Genomic DNA, 16,202 nt, shown 5'->3' on the forward strand with positions numbered 1-16,202 from the left:
CAGAATTAATATTTCCTTAACGCAAATAAAAATACCGCGTCAGGTAATGAACGCGGTAATTTAAGGCGGATTATTGGCGGTTTAAACCTACCTATAAAGGTAGGTCAGCTACCCAGGCAACCGGCTTTTCGGCCTTCCCGGCCCGAGCAAAATGGCCAGCTTGCTGCCGCCTTTGGTGGTCTCCATCCAGATCTTACACACGCTGGTCAGGGGGACCGAGAGCAGCATACCGACCGGGCCCAGCAGCCATCCCCAAACCAGTAAGGATAAAAAGACGACCAGCGTCGACATGCCGAGCCGGTGCCCCATCATGCGTGGTTCGAGAATATTGCCCAGCACCATATGCACGACGAGAAATAACGCGCCGACCAGCATACATTCGTAGAAACCGTTAAACAGAAACGCCTGAATCATCGGCGGCACGGCGGAAAGCACCGCGCCAATGTTGGGCACGTAGTTCAGCAGAAACGCCAGCACGCCCCACATCAGCGCGAACTGCACGTTCATCAGCATCAGCCCCAGCCAGACGATGATCCCGGTCCAGACGCTCAGCAGCGTTTTCAGCGCCAGATATTTAGAGACGCCCTTCAGCGCCCGGTGTAAGCCAGCAATGTGAATTTGTGGGTTATTCAGTGCAAAGCGCAGCTTATAGGGGACGTGACGGACTTCAAACAGCATAAACACCACCGTCATGACCAGCAGCAGAATGCTGGCCATCGCGCCGGAAAGCCCCGTCATCAAGGTGGTGGCGTAGGTCATGACCTTCTCGGAGTCCATCCTGCGCAGCATCCGTTCGGGTGAGATATGCAGATTAAGGAAAGGCACCATCTCCTGGAGTGCGACGATCTTCCGCGTCAGCTCTTTGTTGTACTGCGGCAGCATGGTGGAGAATTCACTCAGCGAGGCCGCCAGCACGCCGAAGAGCGCCGTCAGGGCAATCAGCATCACGATGACGACGATAGTGATGGCTACCGGGCGGCTAACGCCCCGGCGCAGAAACCAGGTGACCAGAGGATTAAGCACAATGGCAAAAAAGAGCGCCAGCAGGAGCTGAACTATGATGTCGGCGGCCGCATGGATACCCGCAAGGATAACCACCAGACAGGCGAGCTTTAATAAGATGTGGAGTCCTGCTTTGTCGGACGGGTTAGCGATCATGCGCGTTCCTTAATGTGATGACCCGGTAAGTGTAGTGCCCGGGCCTCGCTTCGTCTGGCACCGTTAATCTGAAAGTCGCTGCTGATTTTCTTATTGGGGCGTGGTAATAGTGAAACACTGTTGTAAAAAATCCAGGTAGAACCCCATGCCCGAACCTGCCGCTGAACCGGCACTGAGCGGACTGCGCCTCAATCTGCGCATCGTTTCCGTTGTGATTTTTAACTTTGCCAGCTATCTCACCATCGGCCTGCCGCTGGCGGTTCTGCCGGGCTATGTCCATGACGTGATGGGCTTCAGTGCCTTCTGGGCGGGGCTGGTGATTAGCCTGCAGTATTTCGCCACGCTCCTGAGCCGCCCACATGCCGGGCGCTACGCGGACACGTTCGGTCCAAAAAGCATCGTGGTGGTGGGATTGTGCGGCTGCTTCCTCAGTGGTCTGAGCTACCTGCTGGCTGCCTCAGCCAGCCACTGGCCGCTGGTCAGCCTGGCGCTGCTCTGCCTGGGCCGCGTCATCCTCGGTATCGGGCAAAGCCTGGCGGGAACCGGCTCGACGCTCTGGGGCGTGGGGGTTGTCGGGACGCCACACATTGGTCGGGTGATCTCCTGGAACGGGATTGTCACCTACGGCGCGATGGCGCTCGGCGCGCCGCTTGGCGTGGCCTGCTATGCCTTTGGTGGGCTGTATGGCCTGGCCGTCACCATTATGGCGGTCGCGCTTGTGGCGATACTGTTTGCGCTGCCGCGCCCGACAGTGAAGGCCAGCAAGGGCAAGCCGCTGCCGTTCCGGGCGGTGCTCGGGCGGGTCTGGCCATACGGGATGGCGCTGGCGCTGGCGACCACCGGCTTCGGTGTCATCGCCACCTTCATTACCCTGTTCTATGACGCCAAAGGCTGGGACGGCGCGGCCTTTGCGTTAACCCTGTTCAGCTGTGCGTTTGTTGGTGCGCGCCTGCTTTTCCCTAACGGCATCAACCGTCTGGGCGGGCTGAACGTGGCGACGATCTGCTTTGCGGTAGAGATTGTCGGGCTGCTGTTGACCGGCGTAGCCAGCGCGCCCTGGATGGCGAAAATGGGCGTATTTCTCGCGGGAGCCGGTTTTTCACTGGTCTTTCCGGCGCTGGGCGTGGTCGCGGTGAAAGCGGTGCCGCAGCAGAACCAAGGGGCGGCGCTGGCGACCTATACGGTATTTATGGATATGTCGTTAGGCATTACCGGCCCGCTGGCGGGACTGGTGATGGCCCGGGCGGGCGTGCCGGTGATCTATCTTGCCGCGGCCGGCCTGGTCATGATGGCATTGCTGCTGACGTGGCGGCTAAAAAAATGGCCCCCGGTGCAGGCACCGGAGGCCACGTCATCATCGTGAAACGTTACTGGATTACGATGGTGTTAATGATGTTTTCAGCAGCCGTCTGCGCTTTCTGCTGATCTTCCGCTGGCAGGGTGATCTGCAGGGTCAGGAGTTTGTTATCGACCTTGCCCAGCACGACAGAGGAGTAAGCGGTCTGGCCTTTCGCAGAGATGATGCTGTCCAACTGCTGCAGCTTATGGCCTTTCAGCTCGATGGATTTGTTGGTCACGACCTGCAGCTGCGGGTCGCGGCCGCGCTGCTGATCTTCCAGACGTTTGGACAGGACGGCCAGATCTTCGCTGGTGTCGTCGCCCACAATCACAATGACCGCTTTCTGCCCGGTTGCGTCGGAGTAAACGTGCATGTTGTTCGCCTGAGTGCCCAGCTTGCCGCTCTGGTCAGTCATATCGGCTGGCAGAGAGAAGCTAAGTTTGCCATCCATCAGATTCACCGGCTGGCCGGTCGCATTGCTTTCTGCGGATGCGCCCTGAGCAGGCGTTTTCGTGTCGCTGTTATCACAGGCTGCAAGACCCACAACCAGCAGGCCAATCCCGACATATTTAACCAGATTGCGCATTGACTTCTTCCTTTCGATAAACGGCCATAACGGCTCATTCGCTCATCTTATCACAACTGATAAAGCGAACCCTTAACCAGCCTGCAATGCCGTGATTTCAGATTTATCTGCCAGCCTTTTCAGCAGCATATTCAGCAGCACGCCGTACATGGGTAGGAAGAACACAATGCTGATGAGCACCTTGAAGCAGTAGTCCACCAGCGCGATTTCCATCCAGTGTTCGGCCATGAACGCATCCGGGCTACGCCAGAAGGCGATGAAGAAGAAGGCCAGCGTATCGCTCACGTTACCGAACAGCGTGGAGGCGGTGGGTGCCATCCACCAGCGATGATTCTGACGCAGGCGATTAAACACGTGCACGTCCAGAATCTGCCCCAGCGCGTAGGCCATAAAGCTTGCTGCGGCGATACGGGCGACAAACAGGTTGAAGTGGGTTAACGCCTCAAAACCCTGCCAGCTTCCCATATAAAACAGGGACGAAACCCCGTACGAGATGAACAGCGCCGGGAGCATGACCGCAAAAATAATGCGGCGAGCCAGCGGTGCGCCAAAAATACGCACGGTCAGATCGGTGGCGAGGAAAATAAACGGAAAACTGAACGCGCCCCAGGTGGTATGAAAACCAAAGATGGAGATAGGGAGCTGCACCAGATAGTTGCTGGAGGTGATCACCAGCAAATGGAAAAGCGAAAGCCAGAACAACGCTTTTACGCGCTGTGATTGAGAAAACTGCGTCATATTGTGACCTTTTTATACGTTGGGGTGAGGGAACCCAATAAAAACCGCAGCATGATACTGCTTTGGCGGGACATTGCAATGGTTAGTTTTTACGCAATCGTTAACCTGGTTTGCATTGACCGCAACGGGGCGTAAACTACAGCCGTTTTTACCTGACCGAGAAGATCATGACCGACCTGTTTTCCAGCCCAGACCACACTCTTGATGCCCAGGGCCTTCGCTGCCCGGAACCGGTAATGATGGTACGTAAAACCGTGCGCAACATGCAGACCGGTGAAACGCTGCTGATCGTTGCCGACGACCCTGCCACCACGCGCGACATTCCCGGTTTTTGTACCTTTATGGAGCATGAGCTGGTGGCGCAGCAGACGGAAACGCTGCCGTACCGGTATTTGATTCGTAAGGGGTAGCCCTCACTTATTTGGGGGGAGGTTGAGGGTATCAGGCCGCACCCATGCTTGAACCTGTTCCTGAATATTTAAAAGCGAGTTTAACGGTAGATGACCTGCCTCTGGACGTCCCTGCCTTCGAACCGGAAGTTGAACAGTTGGGAAGCTATTGCCCGCTATTAACGCAGTTGCTGTTGGCTCGTTCACTTTCAGAAAGTGATGAAAGAGTGGCTGGAGATTTTTTGCAAGGCTTAGTTGGGCTGTATAGCGGTATGTTGAAAGCACCGCGCTGGTTGCGTACAAATGAAGGCATCTTGCCACTGTGAAAAAAGTCGGGTGGCGCTAACGCTTACCCGACCTACGGGACTAGAGCCGTTGTAGGCCGGGTAAGGCGAAGCCGCCACCCGGCAAGAATACGGCCTCTGCGGCCTGATGCCCTCTCCCACAGGGAGAGGGAGAACGTCATCCTTTCATCCACGCCCTGATCCCATCCAGGAACATCTGCGTTGCCATCATGACCAGAATGAGCCCCATCAGGCGCTCCAGCGCGTTTACCCCTTTTTCGCCCAGCAGGCGCAGGAACAGGGACGACTGCAGCAGGATGATAAACGTCCCGCCCCAGGCAATCAGCAGGGCAATGACCAGATGGCTCATCTGGTTCGGATACTGGTGCGACAGCAGCATCAGCGTCGCCAGAATGGTTGGCCCCGCGACGAGCGGGATCGCCAGCGGCACAATAAACGGCTCTTCACCCGCAGGCAGGCCGCTGCTGCTGCCTTCCGCGCTCGGGAAAATCATCTTAATCGCAATCAGGAACAGAATAATCCCGCCGGAAATCGACACGGTTTCAGCGCGCAGGTTCAGGAAGGCGAGGATTTTTTCACCCGCAAACAGGAAGATAAACATCACCAGCAGGGCGATGAGCAGCTCGCGGATCATGATCGCCCGACGGCGCTTCGGCTCGGTGTGCTTCAACACCGACATGAATATCGGCAGGTTACCCAGGGGATCCATTATCAGGATCAATAAAACCGCTGCGGAAATGATTTCACTCATGTAAATTATCCCTGAATTTCTCTAAGGTTATTATGATAATTAGCTGTATTTCTGATTGCCGGACAATCATCGATTAATTTCGCTTGCGACTTTGGCAGCATTTTGTAATGTGAAGCATATCCCAGTTCAATACTGGCTTGCACAATCAGCACACACCCTCAGCAGGAAAAAAATGCTATGAAAAACGTTGGTTTTATCGGCTGGCGCGGTATGGTCGGCTCTGTACTCATGCAACGCATGGTTGAAGAGCGCGATTTCGACGCTATCCGCCCGGTCTTCTTCTCCACTTCTCAGCTCGGCCAGGCTGCTCCGTCCTTTGGTGGTACCACAGGCACGTTGCAGGATGCTTACGATCTGGAAGCGCTGAAGGCACTCGACATTATTGTGACCTGCCAGGGCGGCGATTATACCAACGAAATCTATCCAAAGCTGCGTGAAAGCGGCTGGCAGGGCTACTGGATTGACGCGGCCTCGTCGCTGCGCATGAAAGACGATGCCATTATCATTCTCGACCCGGTTAACCAGGGCGTGATCGCCGATGGCCTGAACAACGGCGTAAAAACCTTTGTTGGCGGTAACTGCACCGTCAGCCTGATGCTGATGTCCCTCGGCGGCCTGTTCGCGCAGGATCTGGTGGAGTGGGTCTCCGTGGCGACCTACCAGGCGGCGTCCGGCGGCGGCGCGCGTCACATGCGCGAGCTGCTGACCCAGATGGGCCAGCTGCACCAGAGCGTTGCGACCGAGCTGGCAAACCCGGCGTCGGCTATTCTGGATATCGAGCGTAAAGTGACCGAGCTGACCCGCAGCGGCGAGCTGCCGGTGGATAACTTTGGCGTACCGCTGGCCGGCGGCCTGATCCCATGGATCGACAAACAGCTGGATAACGGCCAGACCCGCGAAGAGTGGAAAGGCCAGGCCGAGACCAACAAAATCCTCAATACCGCGAACACCATTCCGGTTGACGGTCTGTGCGTGCGTATCGGCGCGCTGCGCTGCCACAGCCAGGCTTTCACTATTAAACTGAAAAAAGATGTGTCTATTCCGACCGTGGAAGAGCTGCTGGCCGCGCACAACCCGTGGGCGAAAGTGGTGCCAAACGATCGCGATATCACCATGCGCGAGCTGACCCCGGCAGCGGTGACCGGCACGCTGACCACGCCGGTTGGCCGTCTGCGTAAGCTGAACATGGGGCCGGAGTATCTCTCCGCGTTCACCGTTGGTGACCAGCTCCTGTGGGGCGCCGCTGAGCCGCTGCGCCGCATGCTGCGCCAGCTGGCGTAATAATTTGTTAAATACCGGGGGTGATTTTCACCCCTTTTTTTTGCGTACTACATGGAGTAACACGCGTATGTCTTATTTTTTATCAGGAGTCATTTAGAGCGTTGGCTATGCTTTAAGGAAGAGTCATTTCTTACCTGAGGTTCGAACGGAGCAGAATGGATGCACATTTTTGTGCTGTCCCGTTCAGGTCACATTAAAAGTCGTCCCGGAGCGCTTAAAAAGGACGACATAAAAACAGGATGAATACCATGTCCGATCGTGTGGATAGAGACGTGATTAATGCGCTTATTGCGGGTCATTTCGCTGACCCCTTTTCTGTGCTTGGGATGCACCGTACTGAGGCAGGTCTGGAAGTTCGTGCCCTGTTGCCGGATGCCACAGAAGTCTGGGTGATTGAACCCAAAACCGGCCGCAAAGTCGGTAACCTTGAATGCCTCGATTCCCGTGGCTTCTTCTCGGGCGTGATGCCCCGTCGTAAAAACCCTTTTCGCTATCAGCTCGCCGTTCTCTGGCACGGCCAGCAGAACCTGATTGACGATCCCTACAGCTTCGGCCCTCTGCTTAAAGAGATGGATGCCTGGCTGCTCTCCGAGGGGACCCATCTGCGTCCTTATGAAACGCTGGGTGCCCATGCCGATACCATGGACGGCATCACCGGCACGCGGTTCTCCGTGTGGGCGCCCAATGCCCAGCGCGTCTCCGTTGTCGGCCAGTTCAACTACTGGGACGGCCGCCGTCACCCGATGCGCCTGCGTCGGGAAACCGGCATCTGGGAGCTGTTTATCCCCGGGGCGCACCACGGGCAGCTTTATAAGTTCGAGATGATCGACGCCCACGGCAAGCTGCGCATTAAAGCCGACCCGTATGCCTTCGAAGCGCAGATGCGCCCGGATACCGCGTCGCTGATCTGCGGCCTGCCGGAGAAGGTCGTCCAGACGGAGGAGCGTAAACAGGCCAACCGTTTTGATGCGCCAATATCCGTTTATGAAGTCCATCTCGGCTCCTGGCGCCGCCATACCGATAACAACTTCTGGCTGAGTTACCGGGAGCTTGCCGACCAGCTGGTGCCATACGCCAAATGGATGGGCTTTACCCACCTTGAGCTGCTGCCGGTCAACGAGCATCCGTTCGACGGCAGCTGGGGCTATCAGCCCACCGGGCTGTATGCGCCGACCCGCCGCTTCGGCACCCGCGACGACTTCCGCTATTTCATTGATGCCGCGCACGCCGCCGGGCTGAACGTGATCCTCGACTGGGTGCCGGGCCATTTCCCGGCGGATGATTTTGCGCTGGCAGAGTTTGACGGCACGAAGCTGTACGAGCATAGCGATCCGCGCGAGGGCTATCACCAGGACTGGAACACGCTGATCTACAACTACGGTCGCCGTGAGGTCTCAAACTACCTGGTCGGGAATGCCCTGTACTGGATCGAGCGGTTTGGCATTGACGCCCTGCGCGTGGATGCGGTGGCGTCAATGATCTACCGCGACTACAGCCGCAAAGAGGGGGAGTGGATCCCGAACGAGTTTGGCGGCCGCGAAAACCTGGAAGCGATTGAATTCCTGCGTAATACCAACCGCATTATCGGCGAGCAGGTGGACGGTGCCGTGACCATGGCGGAAGAGTCGACCGACTTTGCGGGCGTCTCCCGTCCGCCGTCATTGGGCGGCCTGGGGTTCTGGTATAAATGGAACCTGGGCTGGATGCACGACACGCTCGACTACATGAAGCTGGATCCGGTTCATCGTAAGTATCATCACGATAAGCTGACGTTCGGGATGCTCTACAACTACACCGAAAACTTCATGTTGCCGCTGTCGCACGATGAAGTGGTACACGGTAAAAAATCGATTCTCGACCGCATGCCGGGCGACGCGTGGCAGAAGTTTGCCAACCTGCGCGCCTATTACGGCTGGATGTTTGCCTTCCCGGGCAAGAAACTGCTGTTCATGGGCAATGAGTTCGCCCAGGGTCGCGAGTGGAACCACGACGCCAGCCTCGACTGGCATCTGCTGGAAGGCGGCGACAACTGGCACCACGGCGTGCAGCGTCTGGTGCGCGATCTGAACCTGACCTACCGCCACCACAAAGCGCTGCACGAGCTCGACTTCGATCCGTACGGCTTTGAATGGCTGGTGGTGGACGACCACGAGCGCTCGGTGTTTGTCTTTGTGCGTCGTGACAAAGCGGGTAACGAGATCATCGTCGCCAGCAACTTTACGCCGGTGCCGCGCGAACATTACCGCTTCGGCATTAACCAGCCGGGCAAATGGCGCGAAATTCTGAATACCGACTCGATGCACTACCACGGCAGCAACGCCGGTAACGGTGGGCTGGTACAGAGCGACGCCATTGAAAGCCACGGGCGACCCAACTCCCTGAGCCTGACGCTGCCGCCGCTTGGCACCATCTGGCTGATGCGGGAGGGCGAATGACGCAGCTTACGGCAGGTAAACCCGAACCGCTCGGGGCGCATTTTGACGGAAAAGGGGTGAACTTCGCCCTCTTTTCCGCTCACGCCGAGCGGGTTGAACTGTGCGTGTTTGACGGGGAAGGTAACGAGCACCGTTACGATTTACCCGCGCGCACGGGGGATACCTGGCACGGCTACCTGGCCGGAGGACGGCCCGGTATGCACTATGGCTTTCGCGTTCACGGTCCGTGGGATCCCGCGCAGGGGCACTGGTTTAACCCGGCGAAGCTGCTGATTGATCCGTGCGCGCACCGCGTGGACGGCGAATTTAAAGATGATCCGCTCTTCCACGTGGGCTACGGCGAGCCCGACCACCGCGACAGCGCGCCCGTCGCGCCAAAAAGCGTGGTGGTGAACGATCTTTATGACTGGGAAGACGATGCCCCGCCGCAGACGCCGTGGGGCAAGACCGTCATTTATGAAGCCCACGTCAAAGGGCTGACGTACCTGCATCCGTCGATCCCCAAAGAGATGCGCGGCACCTACAAGGCGCTCGGGCATCCCACCATGATCGCCTACCTGAAACACCTCGGCATCACCGCCCTGGAACTGCTCCCCGTCGCCCATTTTGCCAGCGAGCCGCGTCTGCAGCGGCTGGGGCTGAGCAACTACTGGGGCTATAACCCGCTGGCGATGTTCGCGCTCGAGCCGCGCTATGCCGTCCATCCGGAAAAGGCGCGGGAAGAGTTCCGCGATGCGGTGAAGGCGCTCCACGCGGCGGGCATTGAGGTCATTCTGGACGTGGTGCTGAACCACAGCGCAGAAAGCGATCTCGACGGCCCGACGCTCTCCATGCGCGGAATTGATAACCGTAGCTATTATTGGATCAGGCACGATGGCGATTATGAGAACTGGACCGGCTGCGGTAACACGCTCAATCTCAGCCATCCGGCGGTCACGCATTTTGCGTATGAATGCCTGAAATACTGGGTGGAGACGTTCCACGTCGACGGTTTTCGTTTCGACCTGGCGCCCGTCATGGGACGCACGCCGGCGTTCAGCCAGCAGGCGCCATTGTTTGAGGCGATAAAAAACTGTCCGGTGCTCTCGCAGGTGAAGCTGATTGCCGAGCCGTGGGACATTGGTGAAGGCGGTTATCAGGTCGGGAATTTCCCGCCGCTGTTTGCCGAGTGGAACGACCACTACCGCGACGCCGTACGCCGCTTCTGGCTGGAGCGGAACCTGTCGCTGGGGGAGTTTGCCGGGCGCTTTGCCGCGTCGAGCGATCTCTTTAAGCGCGACGGCAAACGCCCGTCGGCCACCGTTAATCTGTTGACGGCGCACGACGGTTTTACGCTCAGGGACTGCGTTTGTTTCAATCAGAAACACAATGAGGCGAATGGCGAAGAGAATCGCGATGGCACTAACAATAACCATAGCTTTAATCATGGTATAGAAGGGTTAGGCGGAAGTCTGGATGTGATAGAGCGGCGACGCGCCAGCGTTCATGCGCTGCTGACAACGCTTTTACTGTCGCAGGGCACGCCGATGCTGCTGGCAGGCGACGAGCATGGTCACAGCCAGCACGGTAACAACAACGCCTATTGCCAGGACAACACCTTAACCTGGCTCGACTGGGGTGAAGCCAACAGCGGGCTGATTCATTTTACCGCTGCGCTGATCCATCTTCGCCAGCAGATCCCCGCGCTGACCGCCAACAGCTGGTGGGAAGAGGGTGACGGCAACGTTCGCTGGCTGAATAAAGACGCGCAACCGTTAAGCGCGCAAGAGTGGCAACACGGCGTACCACGCCTGCAAATCCTGCTGTCGGATAAATGGCTGGTCACGCTGAACGCGACGGATGACGTCGCAGAGATTGTTTTACCTGACGGGGAGTGGCGAGCCGTTCCCCCCTTTGCCGGAGCGGATAATCCGGTAGTAATGGCTGTCTGGCACGGGCCTGCGCACGGAGTGTGCGTATTCCAAAGATGATAAAAAAGGAGTTAGTCATGGTTAGATTAGAGAAGAACGATCCCTTAATGTTGGCACGCCAGCTACCATTAAAAACGGTTGCCCTGATACTTGCGGGCGGGCGTGGTACCCGTCTGAAAGATTTGACCATCAAGCGCGCCAAGCCGGCCGTTCACTTTGGTGGTAAGTTCCGTATTATCGACTTTGCGCTCTCCAACTGCCTGAACTCGGGCATTCGCCGCATTGGCGTCATCACGCAGTATCAGTCGCACACCCTGGTGCAGCATATTCAGCGCGGCTGGTCATTCTTCAGCGAAGAGATGAACGAATTTGTCGATCTCCTTCCTGCGCAGCAGCGCGTTCACGGCGAGAACTGGTATCGCGGGACAGCGGATGCGGTGACCCAGAACCTCGACATCATTCGTCGCTATAACGCGGAATACATTGTGATCCTCGCCGGGGACCACATTTACAAGCAAGATTACTCCCACATGCTCATCGACCACGTCGAAAAAGGGGCGCGCTGCACCGTGGCGTGTCTGCCTGTGCCCGTTGCTGAAGCGACGGCGTTTGGCGTCATGCACGTGGATGCCGACGACAAAATTATCGACTTCGTTGAAAAACCGGCGAACCCGCCAACCATGCCGGGCGATGACACCAAATCGCTCGCCAGCATGGGGATCTATGTCTTTGACGCAGATTATCTTTATGAGCTGCTGGAAGAAGACGACAAAGACGAAAACTCAAGCCACGACTTCGGTAAAGACATCATTCCGAAAATCACCAAAGCTGGCATGGCGTATGCACATCCTTTCCCGCTGTCCTGCGTGCAGTCCGACCCGAATGCGGAACCGTACTGGCGCGATGTGGGCACGCTGGAAGCGTACTGGAAAGCGAACCTCGATCTGGCATCGGTCACGCCTGAACTGGATATGTACGACCAGAACTGGCCGATTCGTACCCATATGGAGTCGCTGCCGCCAGCCAAATTCGTGCAGGACCGCTCCGGTAGCCACGGTATGACGCTGAACTCGCTGGTGTCCGGCGGGTGCATCATCTCCGGTTCGGTCGTGGTGCAGTCGGTGCTGTTCCCGCGCGTGCGGATAAATTCATTCTGTAATATCGATTCGGCAGTCTTATTGCCGGACGTCTGGGTAGGGCGCTCGTGTCGTCTGCGTCGTTGCGTGATCGACCGTGCCTGCGTCATCCCTGAAGGGATGGTCATTGGGGAGAATGCGGAAGAAGACGCGCGTCGTTTCTACCGTTCGGAAGAGGGGATCGTGTTAGTCACACGGGAAATGTTGCGGAAGCTGCAAATCAAACAGGAGCGATGATGCAGGTTTTACACGTATGTTCTGAGATGTTCCCGTTATTAAAAACGGGCGGTCTGGCAGATGTGCTTGGCGCATTACCGGCGGCACAAATCGCCGGAGGCGTGGATACCCGAGTCCTGCTGCCCGCCTTTCCGGATATCCGGCGCGGTATACCTGATGCAAAAGTGGTGACCCGCCGTGAAACGTTTGCCGGACGCATTACCCTGCTGTTTGGACATTACAATGGCGTAGGGATTTACCTGATCGACGCGCCGCATTTATACGATCGCCCGGGCAGCCCGTATCACGATACGAACCTGTTCGCCTATACCGACAACGTGCTGCGCTTTGCGCTCCTCGGCTGGGTTGGAGCAGAAATGGCGACGGGGCTGGATCCGTTCTGGCGTCCGGATGTGGTGCATGCGCACGACTGGCACGCCGGGCTTGCTCCGGCGTATCTCGCGGCGCGCGGCCACCCGGCGAAATCGGTCTTTACCGTGCATAACCTGGCCTATCAGGGGATGTACTACGCCCATCACATGAATGACATCGATCTGCCATGGTCGTTCTTTAACATGCACGGTCTGGAGTTTAACGGGCAGATCTCGTTCCTGAAGGCGGGGCTGTACTACGCCGATCACATCACGGCGGTGAGCCCAACCTACGCGCGTGAGATCACCCAGCCGGCATTTGGCTACGGCATGGAAGGGTTGCTGCAGCAGCGCCACCGCGAAGGCCGCCTGTCGGGCATTCTGAACGGCGTGGATGAACAGATCTGGAGCCCGGAAACCGATCTCCTGCTGGCGGCGCGCTACGGTCGTGATTCCGTGGAAGACAAAGCGGAAAACAAACGCCAGCTGCAGATTGCGATGGGCCTGAAGGTTAACGACAAAGTGCCGCTGTTCGCCGTCGTAAGCCGCCTGACCAGCCAGAAAGGGCTGGATCTGGTGCTGGAGGCGTTGCCCGGTTTACTGGAGCAGGGCGGGCAGCTGGCGCTGCTCGGCGCGGGCGACCCGGTATTGCAGGAAGGTTTCCTTGCCGCCGCCGCGGAACATCCGGGGCAGGTGGGCGTACAGATTGGTTACCACGAGGCGTTTTCGCACCGCATTATGGGCGGCGCGGACGTCATCCTGGTGCCGAGCCGTTTCGAACCCTGCGGCCTGACGCAGCTTTACGGCCTGAAATACGGCACCCTGCCGCTGGTTCGCCGCACGGGCGGGCTGGCGGATACGGTATCGGATAGCTCACTGGAAAACCTGGCGGACGGTATCGCCAGCGGGTTTGTCTTTGAGGACAGTAATGCCTGGTCGCTGCTTCGGGCGATTCGGCGTGCTTTCGTCTTGTGGTCCCGTCCATCGCTGTGGCGCTACGTCCAACGCCAGGCGATGTCCATGGACTTTAGCTGGCACGTTGCGGCGCAGTCATACCGCGATCTCTATCAACGCTTGATGTAACGAGGCGAAGTTACTGATATGAACGCTCCATTTAGCTACTCTTCACCCACGCTCAGCGTTGAGGCGTTAAAGCACTCCATCGCCTACAAGCTGATGTTCACCATCGGGAAAGATCCGGTTATTGCCAACAAGCACGAGTGGCTGAACGCCACCCTGTTTGCGGTGCGCGACCGCTTAGTTGAACGCTGGCTGCGCTCAAACCGCGCCCAGCTCTCGCAGGAGACGCGTCAGGTTTACTATCTGTCGATGGAATTTTTGATTGGCCGCACGCTGTCCAATGCGCTGTTGTCGCTCGGTATTTATGACGACGTCAAAACCGCACTGGAAGAGATGGGGTTAGATTTAGAAGAACTGATCGACGAAGAGAACGACCCGGGCCTCGGTAACGGCGGTCTGGGACGTCTTGCCGCCTGCTTCCTCGACTCGCTGGCGACGCTGGCGCTGCCGGGCCGCGGCTACGGTATTCGCTACGATTACGGCATGTTCAAGCAAAACATCGTCGACGGGCGTCAGAAAGAGTCCCCGGACTACTGGCTGGAGTACGGCAACCCGTGGGAGTTCAAGCGCCACAACACGCGCTACAAGGTGCGCTTTGGCGGGCGTATTCAGCAGGAAGGAAAAAAATCCCGCTGGGTGGAAACGGAAGAGATCCTGGCCGTGGCATACGACCAGATCATCCCCGGCTACGACACCGATGCCACCAACACGCTGCGCCTGTGGAGCGCTCAGGCCAGTAGCGAAATTAACCTCGGTAAATTTAACCAGGGTGACTACTTCGCGGCGGTGGAGGATAAAAACCACTCCGAGAACGTGTCCCGCGTGCTGTACCCGGATGACTCGACCTACTCAGGCCGCGAGCTGCGCCTGCGTCAGGAGTATTTCCTCGTTTCGGCGACCATTCAGGACATCCTCAGCCGCCACCATCAGCTGCACAAAACCTACGCCAACCTGGCGGAGAAAACCGCGATCCACCTTAATGACACCCACCCGGTGCTCTCCATTCCGGAGCTGATGCGCCTGCTGATCGACGAGCATAAGTTCAGCTGGGACGACGCCTTTGAGGTGACCTGCCAGGTGTTCTCGTACACCAACCACACGCTGATGAGCGAAGCGCTGGAGACGTGGCCGGTGGACATGCTCGGCAAAATCCTGCCGCGCCATCTGCAGATTATCTTTGAGATTAACGACTACTTCCTCAAGACGCTGCAGGAGCAGTATCCAAACGATACCGGCCTGCTGAGCCGCGCGTCCATCATTGATGAGTCGAACGGCCGCCGCGTGCGCATGGCCTGGCTGGCGGTTGTCATCAGCCACAAGGTCAACGGCGTGTCCGAGCTCCACTCGAACCTGATGGTGCAGTCGCTGTTTGCGGACTTCGCGAAGATCTTCCCGACGCGGTTCTGCAACGTGACCAACGGCGTCACCCCGCGCCGCTGGCTGGCGCTGGCTAACCAGCCGCTCTCTGAGGTGCTGGACGAGAATATCGGCCGCACCTGGCGTACCGATTTGAGCCAGCTGAGCGAGCTGGAACAGCATATTGATTTCCCGACGGTGAACAAAGCCGTGCGCGAAGCCAAGCTGCTGAACAAAAAGCGTCTGGCGGTCTGGCTGGCGATGCACCTGAACGTGGTGGCAAACCCGAAAGCGCTGTTCGACGTTCAGATCAAACGTATCCACGAATACAAGCGTCAGCTGATGAACGTGCTGCACGTGATCACCCATTACAACCGCATTAAGGCCGACCCGACGGCCGAATGGGTGCCGCGCGTGAAGATCTTCGCCGGTAAGGCGGCGTCGGCCTACTACATGGCGAAGCATATTATTCATCTTATCAACGACGTGGCGAAGGTGGTTAACCAGGATCCGGACATTGGCGACAAGCTGAAGGTGGTGTTCATTCCGAACTACAGCGTCAGCCTGGCGCAGCTGATCATCCCGGCAGCGGATCTCTCTGAGCAGATTTCTACGGCGGGCACGGAGGCATCCGGCACCAGTAACATGAAGTTTGCCCTTAACGGCGCGCTGACCATCGGCACGCTGGACGGGGCGAACGTCGAGATGCTGGAGCACGTGGGCGAAGAGAATATCTTTATCTTCGGTAATACGACGGAAGAGGTAGAGGCGCTGCGCAGGAAAGGCTACTCGCCGCGTCAGTATTACGAAGAGGATGAAGAGTTGCGTCAGGTGCTGACGCAGATTGCAACCGGCGTGTTTAGCCCTGATGAACCGAGCCGCTACCGCGATCTGGTGGATTCGCTGATTAACTTTGGCGATCACTACCAGGTGCTGGCGGATTACCGCAGCTACGTCGACTGTCAGGATAAGGTGGACGAACTGTATCGCCAGCCTGAGAAGTGGACCAGCGCCGCGATGTACAACATCGCCAATATGGGCTATTTCTCGTCAGACAGGACCATCAAGGAGTATGCCGAGACGATCTGGCATATTGATCCGGTGAGGTTGTAAAAACAAAGCCGGGTGGCGGCTTCGCCTTACCCGGCCTA

The 16,202-nt window shown here is 57.7% G+C and carries 13 protein-coding genes; 9 read left to right on the top strand and 4 right to left on the bottom strand.

The annotated features are described in order from the left end of the window. Window positions 1-108: 108 nt before the first annotated feature. Window positions 109-1,158 (bottom strand): AI-2E family transporter, encoded by a 1,050-nt coding sequence (locus LLF79_RS19395; protein WP_008503075.1) that lies wholly within the window; start codon window positions 1,156-1,158, stop codon window positions 109-111. A 145-nt stretch (window positions 1,159-1,303) separates the two neighbouring features. Here LLF79_RS19395 and LLF79_RS19400 point away from each other — a divergent pair, with 145 nt between their 5' ends. Beyond that, window positions 1,304-2,521: an MFS transporter gene (locus LLF79_RS19400; protein WP_045336722.1), complete on the top strand. Its 1,218-nt coding sequence runs from the start codon at window positions 1,304-1,306 to the stop codon at window positions 2,519-2,521. Between the two features lie 4 nt (window positions 2,522-2,525). On the opposite strand, the gene LLF79_RS19405 is transcribed toward LLF79_RS19400, so the two are convergent. Next, window positions 2,526-3,083: a DcrB family lipoprotein gene (locus LLF79_RS19405; RefSeq protein ID WP_008503073.1), complete on the bottom strand. Its 558-nt coding sequence runs from the start codon at window positions 3,081-3,083 to the stop codon at window positions 2,526-2,528. Window positions 3,084-3,155: 72 nt separating this feature from the next. Beyond that, the gene (locus tag LLF79_RS19410) at window positions 3,156-3,821 is read right to left on the bottom strand and encodes a 7-cyano-7-deazaguanine/7-aminomethyl-7-deazaguanine transporter (RefSeq protein ID WP_023294732.1); all 666 of its coding nucleotides are present in this window, start codon (window positions 3,819-3,821) and stop codon (window positions 3,156-3,158) included. Between the two features lie 167 nt (window positions 3,822-3,988). Between LLF79_RS19410 and tusA the strand changes: the two genes are divergently transcribed. Next, complete coding sequence (gene tusA, locus LLF79_RS19415; RefSeq protein ID WP_017693840.1) at window positions 3,989-4,231, top strand: sulfurtransferase TusA; 243 nt, start codon at window positions 3,989-3,991, stop codon at window positions 4,229-4,231. Window positions 4,232-4,275: 44 nt separating this feature from the next. Then, window positions 4,276-4,536 (top strand): hypothetical protein, encoded by a 261-nt coding sequence (locus tag LLF79_RS19420; protein WP_039267160.1) that lies wholly within the window; start codon window positions 4,276-4,278, stop codon window positions 4,534-4,536. 136 nt (window positions 4,537-4,672) lie between these two features. Here LLF79_RS19420 and yhgN read toward each other — a convergent pair whose 3' ends face one another. Next, window positions 4,673-5,266 carry an NAAT family transporter YhgN gene (gene yhgN, locus LLF79_RS19425; RefSeq protein WP_003861574.1) on the bottom strand — a complete coding sequence of 198 codons (594 nt, stop codon included), beginning with the start codon at window positions 5,264-5,266 and terminating at the stop codon, window positions 4,673-4,675. Between the two features lie 177 nt (window positions 5,267-5,443). Between yhgN and asd the strand changes: the two genes are divergently transcribed. The 6 genes from asd to glgP all read left to right on the top strand — a co-directional run bounded on the left by asd (window position 5,444) and on the right by glgP (window position 16,164). Beyond that, entirely contained in the window at window positions 5,444-6,547 is a 1,104-nt protein-coding gene (asd, locus tag LLF79_RS19430; RefSeq protein WP_021242179.1) for an aspartate-semialdehyde dehydrogenase, read from the top strand. Window positions 6,548-6,795: 248 nt separating this feature from the next. Beyond that, window positions 6,796-8,982: a 1,4-alpha-glucan branching enzyme gene (gene glgB, locus LLF79_RS19435; RefSeq protein ID WP_045416955.1), complete on the top strand. Its 2,187-nt coding sequence runs from the start codon at window positions 6,796-6,798 to the stop codon at window positions 8,980-8,982. Then, window positions 8,979-10,952, top strand: a complete 1,974-nt coding sequence (gene glgX, locus LLF79_RS19440) for a glycogen debranching protein GlgX (RefSeq protein ID WP_227880214.1) — start codon at window positions 8,979-8,981, stop codon at window positions 10,950-10,952. Before glgB ends, glgX begins: the two co-directional genes overlap by 4 nt. Before the next feature lie 17 nt (window positions 10,953-10,969). Beyond that, a complete protein-coding gene (gene glgC, locus LLF79_RS19445) occupies window positions 10,970-12,265 on the top strand; it encodes a glucose-1-phosphate adenylyltransferase (protein ID WP_008503066.1) in 1,296 nt (431 codons plus the stop codon). Next, a complete protein-coding gene (glgA, locus tag LLF79_RS19450) occupies window positions 12,265-13,698 on the top strand; it encodes a glycogen synthase GlgA (RefSeq protein WP_008503065.1) in 1,434 nt (477 codons plus the stop codon). Before glgC ends, glgA begins: the two co-directional genes overlap by 1 nt. An 18-nt stretch (window positions 13,699-13,716) precedes the next feature. Next, window positions 13,717-16,164, top strand: a complete 2,448-nt coding sequence (gene glgP / locus LLF79_RS19455; protein WP_008503064.1) for a glycogen phosphorylase — start codon at window positions 13,717-13,719, stop codon at window positions 16,162-16,164. Window positions 16,165-16,202 lie beyond the last annotated feature (38 nt).

This window comes from Enterobacter cloacae complex sp. 2021EL-01169, assembly GCF_020733125.1.
Classification (GTDB): Bacteria; Pseudomonadota; Gammaproteobacteria; order Enterobacterales; family Enterobacteriaceae; genus Enterobacter; species Enterobacter roggenkampii.

Excerpts from the sequence above, each read along its gene's own strand:
- glgA (WP_008503065.1), top strand. The coding sequence starts at position 12,265 with ATGCAGGTTTTACACGTATGTTCTGAGATGTTCCCGTTATTAAAAACG.
- LLF79_RS19400 (WP_045336722.1), top strand. The coding sequence starts at position 1,304 with ATGCCCGAACCTGCCGCTGAACCGGCACTGAGCGGACTGCGCCTCAAT.
- glgP (WP_008503064.1), top strand. The coding sequence starts at position 13,717 with ATGAACGCTCCATTTAGCTACTCTTCACCCACGCTCAGCGTTGAGGCG.
- glgB (WP_045416955.1), top strand. The coding sequence starts at position 6,796 with ATGTCCGATCGTGTGGATAGAGACGTGATTAATGCGCTTATTGCGGGT.
- yhgN (WP_003861574.1), bottom strand. The coding sequence starts at position 5,266 with ATGAGTGAAATCATTTCCGCAGCGGTTTTATTGATCCTGATAATGGAT.
- tusA (WP_017693840.1), top strand. The coding sequence starts at position 3,989 with ATGACCGACCTGTTTTCCAGCCCAGACCACACTCTTGATGCCCAGGGC.
- glgX (WP_227880214.1), top strand. The coding sequence starts at position 8,979 with ATGACGCAGCTTACGGCAGGTAAACCCGAACCGCTCGGGGCGCATTTT.
- glgC (WP_008503066.1), top strand. The coding sequence starts at position 10,970 with ATGGTTAGATTAGAGAAGAACGATCCCTTAATGTTGGCACGCCAGCTA.
- LLF79_RS19410 (WP_023294732.1), bottom strand. The coding sequence starts at position 3,821 with ATGACGCAGTTTTCTCAATCACAGCGCGTAAAAGCGTTGTTCTGGCTT.
- LLF79_RS19395 (WP_008503075.1), bottom strand. The coding sequence starts at position 1,158 with ATGATCGCTAACCCGTCCGACAAAGCAGGACTCCACATCTTATTAAAG.
- asd (WP_021242179.1), top strand. The coding sequence starts at position 5,444 with ATGAAAAACGTTGGTTTTATCGGCTGGCGCGGTATGGTCGGCTCTGTA.
- LLF79_RS19420 (WP_039267160.1), top strand. The coding sequence starts at position 4,276 with ATGCTTGAACCTGTTCCTGAATATTTAAAAGCGAGTTTAACGGTAGAT.
- LLF79_RS19405 (WP_008503073.1), bottom strand. The coding sequence starts at position 3,083 with ATGCGCAATCTGGTTAAATATGTCGGGATTGGCCTGCTGGTTGTGGGT.